This window comes from Kushneria sp. Sum13 (assembly GCF_052692355.1).
Map to the genome: position 1 here is coordinate 2,790,767 of NZ_CP199847.1, position 15,856 is coordinate 2,806,622.

At 59.5% G+C, this 15,856-nt stretch carries 12 protein-coding genes; 3 read left to right on the top strand and 9 right to left on the bottom strand.

Annotated features, from left to right (window positions below; genetic code table 11):
* Positions 1–45: 45 nt before the first annotated feature.
* The 3 genes from clpB to rluD form a co-directional block, all read right to left on the bottom strand.
* Positions 46–2,640, bottom strand: coding sequence for an ATP-dependent chaperone ClpB (gene clpB / locus ACUN8C_RS12980; RefSeq protein WP_445619586.1), 2,595 nt, complete (start codon positions 2,638–2,640; stop codon positions 46–48).
* Between the two features lie 182 nt (positions 2,641–2,822).
* Positions 2,823–3,578 carry a peptidoglycan editing factor PgeF gene (gene pgeF / locus ACUN8C_RS12985; RefSeq protein ID WP_445619587.1) on the bottom strand — a complete coding sequence of 252 codons (756 nt, stop codon included), beginning with the start codon at positions 3,576–3,578 and terminating at the stop codon, positions 2,823–2,825.
* Positions 3,575–4,534, bottom strand: coding sequence for a 23S rRNA pseudouridine(1911/1915/1917) synthase RluD (rluD, locus tag ACUN8C_RS12990; RefSeq protein ID WP_445619588.1), 960 nt, complete (start codon positions 4,532–4,534; stop codon positions 3,575–3,577). Before rluD ends, pgeF begins: the two co-directional genes overlap by 4 nt.
* Before the next feature lie 204 nt (positions 4,535–4,738).
* Here rluD and ACUN8C_RS12995 point away from each other — a divergent pair, with 204 nt between their 5' ends.
* Complete coding sequence (locus ACUN8C_RS12995; RefSeq protein ID WP_445619589.1) at positions 4,739–5,545, top strand: outer membrane protein assembly factor BamD; 807 nt, start codon at positions 4,739–4,741, stop codon at positions 5,543–5,545.
* A gap of 214 nt (positions 5,546–5,759) precedes the next feature.
* Positions 5,760–6,044, top strand: coding sequence for a PP0621 family protein (locus ACUN8C_RS13000; RefSeq protein ID WP_445619590.1), 285 nt, complete (start codon positions 5,760–5,762; stop codon positions 6,042–6,044).
* Here the strand turns inward: ACUN8C_RS13000 and thiO are convergent.
* On the bottom strand, positions 6,036–7,133 hold the full coding sequence (gene thiO / locus ACUN8C_RS13005; protein WP_445619591.1) for a glycine oxidase ThiO: 1,098 nt from the start codon (positions 7,131–7,133) through the stop codon (positions 6,036–6,038). The two genes, ACUN8C_RS13000 and thiO, sit on opposite strands and share 9 nt — an antisense overlap.
* Positions 7,134–7,301: 168 nt before the next feature.
* On the opposite strand from thiO, the gene ACUN8C_RS13010 reads away from it, so the two are divergent.
* Positions 7,302–7,742, top strand: a complete 441-nt coding sequence (locus ACUN8C_RS13010) for a GspH/FimT family pseudopilin (RefSeq protein WP_445619592.1) — start codon at positions 7,302–7,304, stop codon at positions 7,740–7,742.
* Positions 7,743–7,753: 11 nt separating this feature from the next.
* Here ACUN8C_RS13010 and ACUN8C_RS13015 read toward each other — a convergent pair whose 3' ends face one another.
* The 5 genes from ACUN8C_RS13015 to pilV all read right to left on the bottom strand — a co-directional run bounded on the left by ACUN8C_RS13015 (position 7,754) and on the right by pilV (position 15,821).
* Complete coding sequence (locus tag ACUN8C_RS13015; protein WP_445619593.1) at positions 7,754–10,726, bottom strand: EAL domain-containing protein; 2,973 nt, start codon at positions 10,724–10,726, stop codon at positions 7,754–7,756.
* 83 nt (positions 10,727–10,809) lie between these two features.
* Positions 10,810–13,845 carry a PilC/PilY family type IV pilus protein gene (locus ACUN8C_RS13020; RefSeq protein ID WP_445619594.1) on the bottom strand — a complete coding sequence of 1,012 codons (3,036 nt, stop codon included), beginning with the start codon at positions 13,843–13,845 and terminating at the stop codon, positions 10,810–10,812.
* Positions 13,845–14,342 carry a pilus assembly PilX family protein gene (locus ACUN8C_RS13025; RefSeq protein WP_445619595.1) on the bottom strand — a complete coding sequence of 166 codons (498 nt, stop codon included), beginning with the start codon at positions 14,340–14,342 and terminating at the stop codon, positions 13,845–13,847. The genes ACUN8C_RS13020 and ACUN8C_RS13025 overlap by 1 nt, the downstream gene beginning before the upstream one ends.
* Positions 14,332–15,246 (bottom strand): PilW family protein, encoded by a 915-nt coding sequence (locus tag ACUN8C_RS13030; protein WP_445619596.1) that lies wholly within the window; start codon positions 15,244–15,246, stop codon positions 14,332–14,334. Before ACUN8C_RS13030 ends, ACUN8C_RS13025 begins: the two co-directional genes overlap by 11 nt.
* Entirely contained in the window at positions 15,246–15,821 is a 576-nt protein-coding gene (pilV, locus tag ACUN8C_RS13035) for a type IV pilus modification protein PilV (protein ID WP_445619597.1), read from the bottom strand. The genes ACUN8C_RS13030 and pilV overlap by 1 nt, the downstream gene beginning before the upstream one ends.
* Between the last annotated feature and the right edge of the window lie 35 nt (positions 15,822–15,856).

Sequence of the window (15,856 nt, forward strand, 5' to 3'; positions counted from 1 at the left end):
GCTACCTCGGGTAGCCGCCCTTTTGTCATTGCGTGTCGATGGCGCTTATTCAGCACCCTGTCGGTCAAGTATCAGTTCCCCGTCACGCGCTTCCACGTGGACGGTGTCACCCGGAGCATAGCGCCCGGACAGCAGTGCCTGCGCCAGCGGGTTTTCGATCCGATTCTGGATGGCACGACGCAGCGGACGCGCGCCATACACTGGATCAAAACCTGCCTCGGCCAGCTGGACCATGGCTGCTTCGCTGATCGAAAGCGAGACATCGCGATCCGCCAGCCGCCGACGCAGCTGATCAAGCTGAATATTGGCAATCGACTTGATCTGGGCCTGGCCCAGCGCATGGAACACGACCACCTCATCGATACGGTTGATCAGCTCGGGGCGAAAATGCGAGGCCACTTCATCCATGACCGCGGCACGCATGCGCTCGTAGCCGGCATCATCCTGTTCGCTGGCATAGCTCTGAATGATGCTGGACCCCAGATTCGAGGTCATGACGATCACGGTATTGCGAAAATCCACCGTCCGCCCCTGACCATCGGTCAGGCGGCCATCTTCAAGCACCTGCAAAAGGATATTGAAGACATCCGGGTGGGCCTTCTCCACCTCATCGAGCAGCAGTACCGAATAGGGCTTGCGCCGCACGGCCTCGGTCAAATAGCCGCCCTGCTCATAGCCCACATAGCCCGGAGGTGCCCCGATCAGACGCGCCACGGAGTGCTTCTCCATGAACTCTGACATATCGATGCGCACCATGGCTTCCTGGGTATCGAACAAAAAGCCGGCCAGCGACTTGCACAGTTCTGTCTTGCCTACCCCGGTCGGCCCCAGAAACAAAAAGGAGCCGTTGGGGCGATTGGGATCACTGATGCCGGCGCGTGAGCGACGCACCGCGTTGGACACGGCCGTGACCGCCTCATCCTGGCCGATGACGCGCTCATGCAGCGCCTCTTCCATGCGCAGGAGCTTGTCGCGTTCACCCTCGAGCATTTTCGAGACCGGAATACCGGTCCAGCGCGACACGACTTCGGCAATTTCTTCTTCGGTCACGATCGAGCGAAGCAGTCTCAAGGGCGTACTTTCGGCTTCACCGGCCTCACTGATTTTGCGCTCCAGATCCGGAATCAGGCCGTACTGGATTTCCGACATGCGTCCCAGATCGCCCTGACGACGCGCGGCTTCCAGATCAGTGCGGGCCTGCTCAAGTTCGGCCTTGTACTGCGCCGCACCCTGAAGGCTGGCCTTCTCGGCCTTCCAGACTTCTTCGAGATCGGCATATTCCCGCGACATGGTCTCGATCTGACCTTCCAGCAGCTCCAGGCGCTTGCGGGTGGCCTCGTCGGTTTCCTTCTTTAGAGCTTCACGCTCGATCTTGAGCTGAATCAGACGGCGCTCGAGCCGGTCCATTTCCTCGGGCTTGGAATCCATCTCCATGCGGATGCGAGAGGCTGCCTCATCAATCAGGTCGATCGCCTTGTCCGGCAACTGACGGTCGGTGATGTAGCGTGTCGACAGACGTGCTGCAGCGATGATGGCCGGGTCAGTAATGTCTACCCCGTGATGGACCTCGTAGCGCTCCTTGAGCCCACGCAGGATGGCAATGGTGTCTTCCTCTGAAGGCTCATCGACCAGCACCTTCTGGAAACGACGCTCAAGAGCAGCGTCCTTTTCGATGTCCTGGCGATATTCATTCAGCGTTGTGGCGCCCACGCAGTGCAGCTCGCCGCGTGCCAGGGCAGGCTTCAGCATGTTGCCCGCATCCATCGAGCCCTCGGTCTTGCCGGCACCCACCATGGTGTGGAGCTCATCAATGAAGAGAATGACCCGCCCTTCTTCCTTGGCCAGCTCATTGAGCACGGCCTTGAGACGCTCTTCAAAGTCACCGCGATACTTGGCGCCCGCCAGCAGGGCACCAAGATCCAGTGACAATACCCGCTTGTCCTTGAGGCTCTCCGGCACCTCGCCGTTGACGATGCGCTGGGCCAGACCTTCGACAATGGCGGTCTTGCCCACGCCGGGCTCGCCAATCAGTACCGGGTTGTTCTTGGTCCGGCGCTGCAGCACCTGAATGGTGCGACGGATTTCATCATCACGGCCAATCACGGGGTCCAGCTTGCCGCTGGCGGCGCGCTCGGTCAGATCCGTGGTGTACTTGTCCAGCGCCTCGCGCTTTTCTTCGGCTTCCGCATCGCTGACGTTGTCGCCGCCGCGCAGCTCGTCGATGGCGCGACGCACGCCCTGCTCGTTGAGACCGGCACCGCTCAGGGCACGGCTGACCGCCGACCTTGTCTGCAGTGCTGCCAAAAGCACCAGTTCGGTGGCGATGAACTGATCACCGCGCTTTTGCGCTTCGCGGTCGGCAAGATTAAAAAGCTGGCCCAGCTCCTGACCCATGGTGACATTGCCATCGAACTGGCTGACCGTTGGCAGATCTTCCATATGTCTGACCAGGGCGTCGCGGACGCGCCCCGGGTCACCGCCTGCCTTCTGAATCAGGCCCTTGAAACCCGAGTCGCGACTATCCAGCAGGGCCAGCAACACATGCCCCGGCTGAAGCTGATTGTGTCCTTTTCCTGCTGCCAGAGACTGGGCGTCGGCCAGCGCGGCCTGCAATTTACTGGTGAGTTTGTCGATTCGCATCCTGTGTCCTCTCATCCGGCGCTCTGGCCGATCAGGGCTGCACAGTCGCAGCACCGGCATCTCAAAGCGCGTGTATCAGTATATTGCCAACAAAGATGGGGGCGCCGAAAACCGTTTCAAGCAGGGTCAGTAAAAATATTATGTTAAATTCAAAACAGGCTTGCCGGAGCGCCAACAGCGCCCTAGCGAAGCCAGATAATGCTGCTCATGCGACCGGTCAGGCCGTTGTCGCGACGATGGGAATAAAAGCGCGAATCGGAAGCCGTACAGAAATGGCCGCCGCTGATATCGGTGACGCCCAATGCCTCCAGACGCAGGCGCGCCAGGCGATAGAGGTCACACATGAAGTGCCCCAGCCGATAGGGGCTTGCCTCGAAAGCGCTGGAAGCCTCGGGATGCACATTGACGAAGGCGTCATGCACTTCGCGCCCAACTTCATACTGCATGTTGGAAATGGCAGGGCCGAGCCAGACCATGACCTCCTCGGGGGCACAGCCAAGGGCGGCCATGGTGGCCTCCAGCACACCACCAGCCAGACCGCGCCAGCCGGCATGAGCGGCCGCCACTCGAGTACCGCGGCGATCACAGAACAGCACCGGCAGACAGTCGGCAGTCTGAATCACGCAGGCATACTGCTGATCACGTGCGATCGCGGCATCGGCCTGCGGCGGAGGCGTTTGAAAGGACTGCTGAACCCGCGCGCCGTGGACCTGATCCAGCCACAGCAAGGGACGGTGATCCCCGATTCTTGCGCCCAGCAACTGACGCAACCAGGCCACTGTCTCAGGGTCATCTCCCACATGAGAAGCTGCATTGAAGGCGGCATAGGGGCCCTGACTGGGGCCCGTTTCACGGGTAGTGACAAACGCGCCGACCGAACCCGGTGCTACCCAGTCCGGCACGATAAGCGTGGGCTGATCGCGACTGTCCTGATTCATGTCTGTGCCTGATCCTCGCGCAGAATATCGAGCAGCATGAACATGTCATCCGGCAATTCCACGCCGAACTCGACAGTCTCGTGGCTCGTCGGGTGCGTAAAGGCAAGCCGACGCGCGTGCAGGGCCTGTCGCGAGAAGTGACGCAGCGTCTCCTTGAGCACCTCACCTGCCCCGGCAGGCAGCTTGAGGCGGCCACCATAGACCGGGTCACCTACCAGCGGAAACCGCTGATGCGCCATGTGCACACGGATCTGGTGGGTACGCCCGGTTTCCAGACGGCAGCGAACATGGGTATGACCGCGAAAGCGTTCGACGACCCGGTAGTGGGTCACTGCCGGCTTGCCGCCGTTGGCCACCACGGCCTGACGCTTGCGATCCGCCGGGTGCCGACCGATGGGGGCATCCACCTTGCCCCCGGCGATCATGGCACCGATCACGATGGCGTCGTATTCACGCTTGACCCGACGCGCCTGCAGCTGCTCGACCAGAGATGTCTGCGCGGCCAGCGTTTTGGCCACTACCATTAATCCGCTGGTGTCCTTGTCCAGACGATGGACGATACCGGCGCGCGGCAGGGTCGCAAGCTCCGGGGCATGATGCAGCAGCGCATTGAGCAGCGTGCCGCTGTAGTTGCCCGCTGCCGGATGCACCACCAGTCCGACCGGCTTGTTGAGCACCAGCACGTCGTCATCTTCATGCACGATGTCCAGCGCGATCGCTTCGGCTTCCCAGACCGGGTTTTCTTCCAGGACGGCATTGAGTACCAGCGTGGCACCTGCCATGACCGGTGCACGCGGGCGCATCTGTTGCCCATCCACGGTCAGGACGCCCTCCTTGATCCAGGTTTTGAGGCGTTCGCGGGAAAACTCGTCAAAGAGCTCTGCGGCCGCCTGATCCAGTCGCAGACCGGTCATGGCGTCGGGGACAATGTGTGTTTGTTCGATGGTCTGTGACATGCAATTCTCTGCAGGAGCATGGGCCGGGCATTTCGCCGCGGCTTTACAATGCTTTATAGTGCGGGGTCATTGGTACCGGGAACAGGCAGCGCGTCATTCGCGTAATGCGCTGCCGGTCCGTATAGTAGGCCCCACACACTTCATTCAGTAGCTGTTGGGCGGATTCTATCATGCCGCCACGGTTTGTTTGAGACGAGGACGACAATGCGCGCCATTTCCCTGAGCGCCCTTGCGCTGGCTGCCGTCATGCTGGCCGGTTGCGCCAGCAGCCAGAGCCAGGAGCAGGATAAAGAGCTTACCGAACAGCAGCTCTACCAAAACATTCAGAGCTCGCTCGACAATGGCCGCTACTCTGCTGCCGTCACTCAGCTTGAAACGCTGGATAACCGCTACCCGTTTGGCGAATACGCGCAGCAGGCACAGCTGGAGCTGATTTACGGCTATTATCAGGTCGGCAACTGGGAAGCCTCACGTGCGGCGGCCAGCCGCTTCATTCGGCTGCATCCCGACCACCCTCAGGTGGACTATGCCTATTACATGCGTGGCATGGCGGCATGGGAATCGGGTCGTTTCAGTCTGGAAAGCCTGGATCTGATCGACATTTCCAAGCGCGATCTGGGTGCCACGCGTGATGCCTATGTTGATTTCGGTGAGGTGGTCCGCCGCTTCCCGGACAGTGCCTACGCTCCGGATGCCCGTCAGCGCATCATCTTTTTGCGCAACGTTCTGGCACGCCACGAGCTTCAGATCGGTGATTTCTACCTGCGCAAGCAGGCCTACCTGGCTGCCGTCAATCGAGGGCGCTGGGTACTGGAACACTATCCGCAGACCCCTGCCACACGTGACGCGCTGGCTGTCATGGTAGAGGGCTACATGGGCCTGGACATGAAAAAGGAAGCTCGTCAGGCACTGGCAGAGCTGATTCATAACGACCCTGACAATGCACGCCTCAATGGCAATACCTTCAAACCGCGCTACCTGAACGGCTCGCTGAGCCTTGAAGACCACTGATCGGTCACCTGCATCTTGACCCTCAGAGCGCCCCGCCCTTCAGCGGGGCGCTCTGGTATTCGGCCGGACCCAACGTTGGCGCCCACACGATACTCTTTTACACTACACAACCATGATGGTGACGGTGTCATGGCGTGACGATGGCGGCCTCACCCGGTCAGGTATCTCTTGATTGCCGCCTGCCTTCACTTCTTTCAGGAGTCCGAACCCTGTCATGGCCCGACTGATCATTGTGGCTGCCCTGCTCTGGCTGGGATGGCTTTTCTATCGACGCCTGAAGCGTCAGCGCAAACCGCACCCGCCGACACCGGCCTCGGGGGAGGCGATGGTACGCTGCGCCTATTGCCATGTTCATGTGGCGCGCCATGATGCGCTGGAAGATCCTCACACCAACGAACTATCGCGCCATCTGCCGGGCGAGAAACACTGGTTTTGCTGTCAGGACCATCAGGCACGGTTTATCAGCAACGGCCCCCGGCCGCGGCGACGCTCACCCTGAGCAAGGCGGGGAATAAGGCTCAGGATCCACTGGTAATGGCGTACCCGCAATGTGCGCGCAGACAAGATCTGCCGTGGCCGGGGAAAGCACCACGCCGTTGCCGCCATGTCCGGCGTTGACATAAAGCCCTTCAATACCACCCACAGCGCCAACAAAAGGAATGCTGTCCGGCGAGCCCGGTCGCAGTCCGGCCCAGTGGTGGGTCACCTCAACCTCCTTTAGCGCCGGCAACATCTCGAGCGCCATGGCATGGATGCGCGTATACCCCTCAACGGTCGTGGCGCGATCAAAGCCTGCGTTTTCAAAGGTACTGCCGGCCAGGATCTGATGATCGCGTCGGGGGATCAGATAAAAACCGTTCATCAGCATGACGGCCTGAAGCAGCGGCCGTGCGGCATTGAACAACAGCATCTGCCCTCGCACCGGCGTAATGGGCAGCCGGACATGACGCGCCATCAGCTGTCGAGTCCAGGGGCCGCCGGCCATGACAACCCTTGGTGCCAGATGTCGACCCTGCGGCCCTTCCACGCCCTCGACCCGCTCCCCGGTCGTCAACAGGGAGGTGACTTCAAAGTGCTCAACAAGCGTGGCACGCGGATGATTCAGCAGCCACTGTCGCAGCGCCTGACCCAGCCGCGGCGTGCGAATACTGCCGCGTCCGGCCATCCAGAAAGCGGGCTCAAGGGATGGGGTGACCTGACGACCCAAAAGGCTGTACGCCTCGGGCGATGAGACGGAGGCAAGCAGATCATGATGACGCCCCGACCACATCCGGGCCCTTTCGGCATCCCCGACCCGAACATGCATGACGCCATGGGCCGTATATTGCGGGTCAATGCCGGTCGCATCCGCCAGCAGGCTGGCAAGCTCACGCCACTGTGATGCTGCCAGCACATCAAGACGCGCGATGGGGTCGCGGTAGCGCCAGGGATACAGCGGTATCAATATGCCGCCGCCCGCCCAGGACGCTTCCCGCGCACACTGTCCACGCTCCACGAGCGTGACACGAAAGCCTTGCTGTATCAGCTTGAGGGCACTCATCATTCCATTGATGCCGCCGCCGACCACGATCACATCGCTTGCGTTCACACGTCCCTCATCCCTGTGTGTGTCATGAGCAGGTTACCCTGCACAAACAATTTATTATAAAAATCTAAAAAACGTATCCCATCTGCCGTTAAACCATACTGGTCTATCAAAAGGGGTAATGTTTTGCGGGCTCAGCGGGGAGTCACCTTACTGGACGCTGTTGTCACCATGGCCTTGATGGCGCTGATGATCGGCTGGGGCATTCCTTCCATGCAACAGTGGCATGCCGGAAACCTGCTGGATGCCCAGATGCGCGATGTACAGGGACTGATGCAACAGGCGCAAATGGCCAGTCTGAATCATGGCAGACCATGGACACTATGTGGCAGCCACGATGGCCAGCGCTGTGATGGCCAATGGACATATCTGCTGGTGCTGGATGCCGAAGGCCATGTTCATTATCGCACCAGAAAACACGACCCTGTCACGCTGCGCTGGAAAGGACTGTCCAGGGCGCTCGTTTTTCACCCAAGACTTTCGAGCAGTATTCTCAACGGCACGTTTTATCTTTGCCATGCCCACAAGGCGCGGCGGCTGATCGTTAATCGACTGGGCCGCATGCGCTTTGAGACCACAGACTCCGAAGATGACTGCCAGATCAGGCACTAGAGCTCCGGCCGCTATTGGAGCCAGAGTCCATCGAGTGGCATCGGGCGGTGCAAATAATAGCCCTGACCATAATTGATACCCATTTTGACGAGTCTCTCTGCACTGGCACCATCCTCGATAAACTCGGCCACGGTCAGCGCCCCCAGGCGCTGGGCAATCTGATTGATGGCATCAACGATCACCTGATCAAGAGCATTGTCATTGACGTGACGGATGAAGCCGCCATCGATCTTGATGATATCGACCACAAAGTTGCGCAGGTAACCAAAGGAGCTCAATCCGCTGCCAAAATCATCGAGCGCCACACGACACCCCGCCTTGCGTAACGCATCAATGACGTCACGCGCCAGGTCAAGATGGTTCATGAGCGCCGTTTCCGTGATCTCAAATATCAGCGCTTGAGGCGAGAGCGGAGAAATGGACAAAATGCCCTGTAGCCAGGGCAGAAACGCCGAGTCGTTCAGAGAATTGGCCGACAGATTGATGCTCAGCGAGCGGCCATTGAGCACCTGCTTTAATCGCTCACCATCATGTACCAGTGCACGCTCGATGACCCAGCGATCCACGGCCGCCATGATGCCATATCGCTCGGCCACCGGAATAAAGGCCCCCGGGGCCACCACTTCGCCTTCTCGACCCAGCATTCTGACCAGTACTTCCAGATAGTCGCTGCCCTCGGCCTGCAGGGGCACGATTCGCTGACAAAACAGCATGAAGCGATCATTTTCGATCGCCTCACGCAGTCCTGCCGCCATGAAAATATCGCGATGGTATTGTTCAATATCCTGCTGGCCCGGATGATAGATGGTGGCCCGATTGCGACCATATTGTTTTGAGGTGTAACAGGCCACATTAACCCGGCCCAGCAGGACACCAAAGCTTTCGGCATGACTGTCCACCGGTATCAACCCGGCACTGACACTCACTTCATGAGTCCGGCCATCCCAAAAAAACCGCAGAGCGCTGATGGCCTCGATTACGGTGTCTACCCATGACGATGAGGCCTCGAGATCGCGCCCATGGAGCAACAGCGCGAACTCATCCCCGCCCAGTCTGGCCAGCACATCCTGGTCACCGAGATGCTGCTCGATCAGGCGAGCGATTTCGATCAGTAGCGCATCGCCCGCCAGATGACCTGCCGAATCATTGATCACCCTGAAATGGTCCAGATTCAGAATGACCAGAATGGCCGGCGTCGACGCCTCCTGACCGATGGCATCTTCAACGGCCTGCTCGAAGCGCCGGCGATTGTAGAGTCCGGTCAGCGCATCATGGCTGTCGGTAAAGGTCAGACGACGCTGGAGTTCGCGCGCGCGGGACAGGTCCTGAAAAACCACGATGACACCCATGGCGCTACCGCCGGCCGCCCGCACCGGCGCGACCGTCGCCTTTACTTCGCGAACCTTGTGCTCCTTGTTGATCAGGATCGCATCGTCACCGGTCATGCAGACTTCATTGCGCGACAGGCAGGTATTGATCAATTCCAGCGACTGCGGCGCCATGTCCGCCCCGTGCAGATGTAACACTTCGTGGAGCGGGCACTGCCTGGCCTGCGAGAAGTGCCAGCCGGTGATCTCTTCTGCAACGGGATTCATGAAAACGACGCTGCCGGCCATGTCGGTGGCAATGACACCGTCACCGATTGAATCGAGCGTGACCTGCAGACGTTCCTTTTCTTCCTGCAGATCGCGGGCCAGCCGTTCACGCTCGAGTTCCGCCTGACGGGCAGCATGGATATCGATCAGTGTACCGACCATCTGCAGCGGGCGGTCATACTCATCAAACTGCATGACCTTGCCGCGTGACTGATACCAGCGATAGCTGCCGTCGTTCTGACGCACGCGATACTCCGCCACATACAGCGGTGTCTGACCTGCCACATGCGCGGCAAGGGCCTGCTCGACATGTGCCACATCGTCAGGGTGGGTTTTCTCACGCCAGCGCTCCATGGAACAGTCCGCGTAATCCCCTTCGCCGAGCAGGCGATGCGCCTCCAGAGAAGCGCTGATTCGACGGCGAACCAGATCAATTTCCCAGACGCCCTGACCGCTGCCCTCCAGAGCAGACTTCCAGCGCTGCTCGCTTTGCAACAACTGCGCCTGCTCCCGACGAAAATCCTGTAACGCCATGGCGAGCAAAAGCGCCGGCAGCACTGTCAAAACGATGGTGATGTAATGAAACATCCCAATGTGGACGGCGCCGTTTTGCTGGTAGAAATAAACCAGCGCCACCAGAGAGCTGACGCTCACGGCATTAAGCAGAGTGCTTCGAAAAAAATCGAACAGCAGCGCCCCAAGCAGCAGCGCCACAATGCTCCAGACCACTTCATCAGGGAAAAACAGGACAATGATCGCATTCAACAATACGGTCAAAAGCAGCGCGGCATTAAACGCAGTCAAGATGCTTGAAGACAACAGCACCCGCCAACGACCAATAGAGCTTTTGAGAGCCACTGGCAGCATCACAAGCATCCCGAGACAACCCGCGAGATAATGGCTCCACCATAGCTGGAAAAGTCCCGAATCATGACGGGGCTCGGTCAATGCCAGCAGCAGGGAGCCAGCCAGCGGAATTAAAAAAGCACCGATCAGCAGGACACGCAAAAATGAAGCGACAGTGCTCGTAACAAGCGTCCCCTTGAACTGCCAGCGAAGCCAGAAAGCGCCCACCAGAATTTCGATGACATTGATGACGGTATAGCGGGGGACACCGTGAGGGGCGTGGCAAAGGTAATGGGCCAGCAGGTCAGCCAGCGCAATACCGATCATCGGGATAATCCAGTCCCGCGGGTGCAGACGCAACAACGCACCGATGGCCAGAGGCCCTGCCATCCATGGCGCGACCACGGTCTCGTCAGCGTTGGAAAGCGTCATCGCCCCCAGCGCGAGCATGAAATAGGCCAGCATGAACAGCATGAGTCGTTGCCAGCGAGCAAGGCGCCGGTGATCGCTATTCCCAAAGATCTGCTCGTAGATTCCCAGCATCTGTTCCCTGCACCCTGCCCTTCGGGGCCATTGTTATGCGACTGCCTGATGCGCTCTTGTCGTGTACACGGTATGCACCACGGTTACTGCTGATACCACCATAGTGGTGAAGTGACCAGGCATTCACGAAAGGCACCGTCCTCGGCATCATACTGACCGCAGCCATTCTCGTCGCCATTGGTCGATGCGCCTCTGGCGTCTTCCAACACCTCTGCGACCAAACGGGCTCTTTCGCTGTCCAGAACGCGAGTGCGCAGTCCCTCTATCAAAAAGGCGGGCGTTTCCTGCAGGTAGCTCCCCATATCGGTACTTTTGATCGTGGCAGCCTGCTGTTCATGTCGATGCCCATTGTCATGCCAGACCGGCAGGGAAAAACCATAGAGTTGCGAAGTACCGCGCGCAGCCATGCACATGTCGGCAGGCACTTCGGGCTGGTAGGTCGTAAAAAGCGTATTACCGGCGATCGTGGAAGCATCTGATAACACCTTTTCCCCGACAGGCAGCATCAGCCGCCAGCCTCGAAAGGCTTTCATGTTCAGATACCCCTGCTGGTCGACCGGGGCACGAAGCGTGTAGGTAGAGACCTGCGCCAAGGCTTCAATTAGATCATTATTGTTGAGTATGCCGGGTGTGCTGGTCTCAAGGGAACCACCAAGCCATCGACTGACGTCAATAATATAAAAAGCGTCCCGGCTACCACGGCGAAGCGGGTTGGCACGGTCGCCGCTGCCCAGCATCAAAAGATCGACGGGCTTTTGATCCAGATAGGTGCGCACGAGATTGGCCCGATTGAAAAAACCCCGATCGACGTCGTCCTGATCATGACGACCCAGAGCAGCCACCTGGTGAAGCTGCCAGTCTGCCGCTGTTCTTTTTCCGCCCCTGCCGTTATCGCCCAATTGCAGGTCGGCGAACCAGATACTGCCTCCGGTATCGCCAAAAAACGCGCCATCCACCGCCCCATCGAAGTCTCGATCCACCGGGGTGATGGTGGCCGGCACACTATCCGCCGGCCCCTTGAGCGAGGCGATAATGGTTCCCTTTCGGGCATCGATGACCGCCATGCCTGCGCCAAGACGGGCCGTACCGGGGCTGGCCTGACTACCCGCCGTGATGTCGTAGCCCATGCCGACCAGAAATACGGCGCGACCATCTGCCAGTGTGACCGCCACCGGCGTGGACCAGCTCTGTCCCCAGTCAGGCGCCACGGTATGCCAGGCCATTTTCGGCGCATCCGGCTCAATCACGTCCAAGCCGTAATAACCACGACCGCCGCGACCAAATCCGAACGCCAGTACTGCATTTTCAAGCGTCACATGACGCTTGCCCGCTGAATCCAGCGTTGCATCGTAGTCAAGCCAGGCTCCCGGGGAACCATCCACACCGTAATGGGTCGACTGGGAAAAATATTGTTGACCGCCATTGGTATCCGGCCACGGATATTCGGGGCGAGTATTGAGCATTCGATACACGGCCATACTCGCCGATTCACGCGGCCAGAAGGCCCAGCGTTCACTCCCGTTGGCGTCGTCTATCGCGTGGAGCAGCCCCTCGTTGGTGCCGGCAAAGATACGGATGCGCTGTTTATCGGTCGGGCAATCAGAGGCCGTATCGGCGCAGCCATAATTGATGGCCAGCGGCTGCGAGTGAACGATATCCCCCATTACCCACGGTCTGATATTCGTCTCGCTGTCATTGGTGACATCCAGCCCGTACACCCAGTCCGCCAACTGCCGCGGGGTATAGCCGGCCTGCCCGAGTACCGCCAGGGCCCGCTGATCGATGCCATCAGCATCAAGACTTTTTTGCGTATTGGGCCTTGCCAGGGAGCCGAAAAGGGCCTTTTTGCCAACATCGGTATAAAGCGTTCTACCGGTCACGACCTGCTCTCGAATGCGTGCGCCGGCGCCCCCTTGCTCCACGCTGTCCGGCGCGGCAATTTCGGTAATCCCGTGACTCCAGAGATCCCTTTTAACCGGGTTGGCCGGCTGACGGGTGTCCACGGCAAACTTTTTCAGGTTACCGGTCCAGGGGACGTAGCCGCGCGGCAGAAAACCGGGAGAATAGACCAGTCCCAGATTTTCGGTCCCCTCGATGTTGGTCGCCATGGTGAACCGCTGGGTCTGAATCTCGTTTTCAATGATGCTGCCAAGGATTCGACTGAAGGCCAGATCCAGGCCATCACGATCGTTGGCTTCATAATACCCCTGCGAAATGCTCGGCGGCGGTTGAGCCGCGTCCTCGAGAAGCCGTTGCTGGGTGGTAAAGCCGATGGTAAAGGTATAGGCGTGCTGCGTGCCGGGTAAATTGGCAGCCAGATCCTTCTCGGCCATGAAGCGTGTCAATTGAGGCAGACAGTTTTCCTGCCGCGATACCCGTGTCGAGTCCAGCGGATCCACAGCGTCATAAATACCGCAGCTCTTGCCGGTCAGTGTGTGTATGGCGGCATTGGCACTGGTATCCCATTGCGGAATGCCATCGGTCATATAAATGACATAGACATTTTCACAGGCGCGCAGCGGACGGCGGTAATTGCCGTTGCTCTCTTCAGCCTTGCGATCGCGCAAGGGTTCTACACCGCCACTGTCCTTGCCATATGTCGTTGGCTGCCCCTGAATATAGCGATAGACCTCGGCCATGGTCTCGCATAAAGGGGTGGAAGTATTGGCCTGCAGGGCATTGATAGTGTTTAAAAGCGACAGGCGCTCGCTGCCACTCTGGCGGGGTGTATTGGTAAAGGACTGAACAACACGACCACCGTTATAAAGCTCCAGAACCTGGCAGTTGGTGCCAAACCAGTTGCACTGGATTTGCGCACGATTATCGTTGAAGACACTCAGGGAGAAGTTAATACCGGGATGCTTGCTGACCAGTCCACTGACAATGTCCTTTGTCACCTGCAGACGGGACTGGCGGCTGCTACCCACCATTTCCTTCATGCTCGCCGAGGTATCGATGATCAGCATGACCTGCGGCTGTCCGCCGCCGCCACTCGCCTGATAGGCCGGCAGATAAATGTCCACGTCATCGGCACGCGCAACCTGCGAGACAGCCAGACAGGTCATCAGCACGACGAACATCAGCCGCTGTTGCCAGCGTTTGTACGAACAGATCTCCATTATGGTGCGCCTCCCGTGCTCAAGGTCACCACACCCTGATAGATCCCTCGATCCTGGTCCCGGGAAGCATCAAAATCTTCCGGCACGACGCGCAGATTGAAATAGCCATAGTGTTTCAGCGCCTGGTTGCCGGGGGCGGCAAGGCTGGTGGCATAGCGCCGTTCGAGCTGTTCACGAACGGCGCTTGAAAGCCCCACCTGGTTATCATCAAGACACAGTCGCTGCACGCTCCACTGTGTATCGGCTTCCGGCGCCGCCACACGGTGGCTACAGGGCGTTGCCAGATAGGCCGGCATGAGCGTTTCAAGACGTGCCAGCTGCGTTTCGATCTCCCCATCCTGCTGTTGAAAGCGCTGCACGCCCGTCTCGGCGTAATGCGCCAGCCGGGTATCCAGCAGACCGCGCTGAGCCAGTGAGACGGCCAGTACCGTCATGGCCGCCAGTAGAATCAGACCGATGACCAGCGTAAAGCCGCCCTGGCGGTGATCAGAGACCATACGCCCCCCTGAGACGGCCATTGCGCAGCGTGGCCGTGGTCACAAAAAGACGCCGCTGATAGTGGTCGGGCCCAAAGGTAATGGCGCGCCCGGCCACCAGAAACTCGCGTGCCGGCATTGTCTGCGCCATTTTCTCGCTGCGCATGACCATGTAAATCCGCGCGGCGACCACGCGGTCCCAGTCCCCGGGCTTCCACTGAGCCACATCGGTGGTGCTGTAGAAGCGGTTGGCACTGCCATCCCCGCTATCATCACGGCCCCACTCCACCTCAAGGGCTTCAACATGGCGCACGATTTCGCTGCTGGTGTAATTTCCCGACGCGCTGCGTCGATAGACGTAGAGGGCCGGCACGCTTTCTCCGCTATACACGTCATCGACCATACGCAGGTAATAGATCCCGGCGTGATAGTGCCAGTTGCCCTGACAGGGCTGATCAAGTGTGAGGTGTCGCAGGGGATCGAGCGTCAGGCAACTGCCGTTGCCATGATCGGCGTAGCGGATCGCTACAACGGCGGAGGGGCGTGAAGCGCTGCTATTGAGGGTCACAGCGCTTTGCGGCACAAGACCCAGCGTTTTGGCCTGAGTGACCTCGCCGCCCCAGACCGGCAGGGCACAGGCAATCTCGGTGAAGTGACTTATATCGCTGCACTTGTCATCACGCTGCGGCGACATGATCTCACCCCAGAACCCGGTGCGGCGCAGTTCCTCGCCCAGCAGCTGCGTGGCCATGCGTCCTCTGACCTGCAGGTCGGCCATGGCATGCTGCTGTTGAAAGGTGCGCGCGGTCTGCATGTAGAGCACGATCACGGCAGAGAGCACCATCAGTCCCAGCGCCATGGCGATCATCATTTCAAGCAGGGTGACGCCTCGCTGGGCATGCGCAGATGGAGAGGCGAATGTCATCAGCCGCGGCCCGGGGAGTAACGGCTGCTGGCGGTGACACTCTGACGGGCGCTGGTAATGTTGGCACTGCCACAGATCCCATCGCCATGATGCCCCATGCCGGTACCATACCAGGCCAGCGTGACAGTGGCATCAAATCGCTGCGCCTGCGTCGTGACACTGATGCAGGCATGGGCCTGCGGCAGACCATCAAGGCGGCGGTGCTCACCCTGCGCCTGCATGAGCTGATGCTCCCAGTCGGCGAGATCAAAACGTGCCAGTGCCTGACTGTCGCAGTTCATCTGCCGGCAATCACTACCGCCCTGCTGCTGTTGATCACCGATGGGAGCATTGGCGCGCTCCCCGACGTTGTAGACGGCCATCGCCTCACGGGTAGCATTGGCGCGCAGCCGCTCCAGCATGTCATTGACCAGCAGCGTGGCGCGGCCACGCTGCAGGGCCTGTTCGTTGGCCTGCTGGGCGTGCAACACAAGGCCCATGACGCCCATGGCGCCAAGACTCAGCACCACCATGGCGACCAGGACTTCCAACAGGGAAAAGCCGCGCTGGGCGGGCACACACGTGTGAGACATCATGTCGAATCCGGGCGCTGAACAGCGCTCCTATCGGC

Excerpts from the sequence above, each read along its gene's own strand:
- clpB (WP_445619586.1), bottom strand. The coding sequence starts at position 2,640 with ATGCGAATCGACAAACTCACCAGTAAATTGCAGGCCGCGCTGGCCGAC.
- pgeF (WP_445619587.1), bottom strand. The coding sequence starts at position 3,578 with ATGAATCAGGACAGTCGCGATCAGCCCACGCTTATCGTGCCGGACTGG.
- rluD (WP_445619588.1), bottom strand. The coding sequence starts at position 4,534 with ATGTCACAGACCATCGAACAAACACACATTGTCCCCGACGCCATGACC.
- ACUN8C_RS12995 (WP_445619589.1), top strand. The coding sequence starts at position 4,739 with ATGCGCGCCATTTCCCTGAGCGCCCTTGCGCTGGCTGCCGTCATGCTG.
- ACUN8C_RS13000 (WP_445619590.1), top strand. The coding sequence starts at position 5,760 with ATGGCCCGACTGATCATTGTGGCTGCCCTGCTCTGGCTGGGATGGCTT.
- ACUN8C_RS13010 (WP_445619592.1), top strand. The coding sequence starts at position 7,302 with ATGGCCTTGATGGCGCTGATGATCGGCTGGGGCATTCCTTCCATGCAA.
- ACUN8C_RS13015 (WP_445619593.1), bottom strand. The coding sequence starts at position 10,726 with ATGCTGGGAATCTACGAGCAGATCTTTGGGAATAGCGATCACCGGCGC.
- ACUN8C_RS13020 (WP_445619594.1), bottom strand. The coding sequence starts at position 13,845 with ATGGAGATCTGTTCGTACAAACGCTGGCAACAGCGGCTGATGTTCGTC.
- ACUN8C_RS13025 (WP_445619595.1), bottom strand. The coding sequence starts at position 14,342 with ATGGTCTCTGATCACCGCCAGGGCGGCTTTACGCTGGTCATCGGTCTG.
- ACUN8C_RS13030 (WP_445619596.1), bottom strand. The coding sequence starts at position 15,246 with ATGACATTCGCCTCTCCATCTGCGCATGCCCAGCGAGGCGTCACCCTG.
- pilV (WP_445619597.1), bottom strand. The coding sequence starts at position 15,821 with ATGATGTCTCACACGTGTGTGCCCGCCCAGCGCGGCTTTTCCCTGTTG.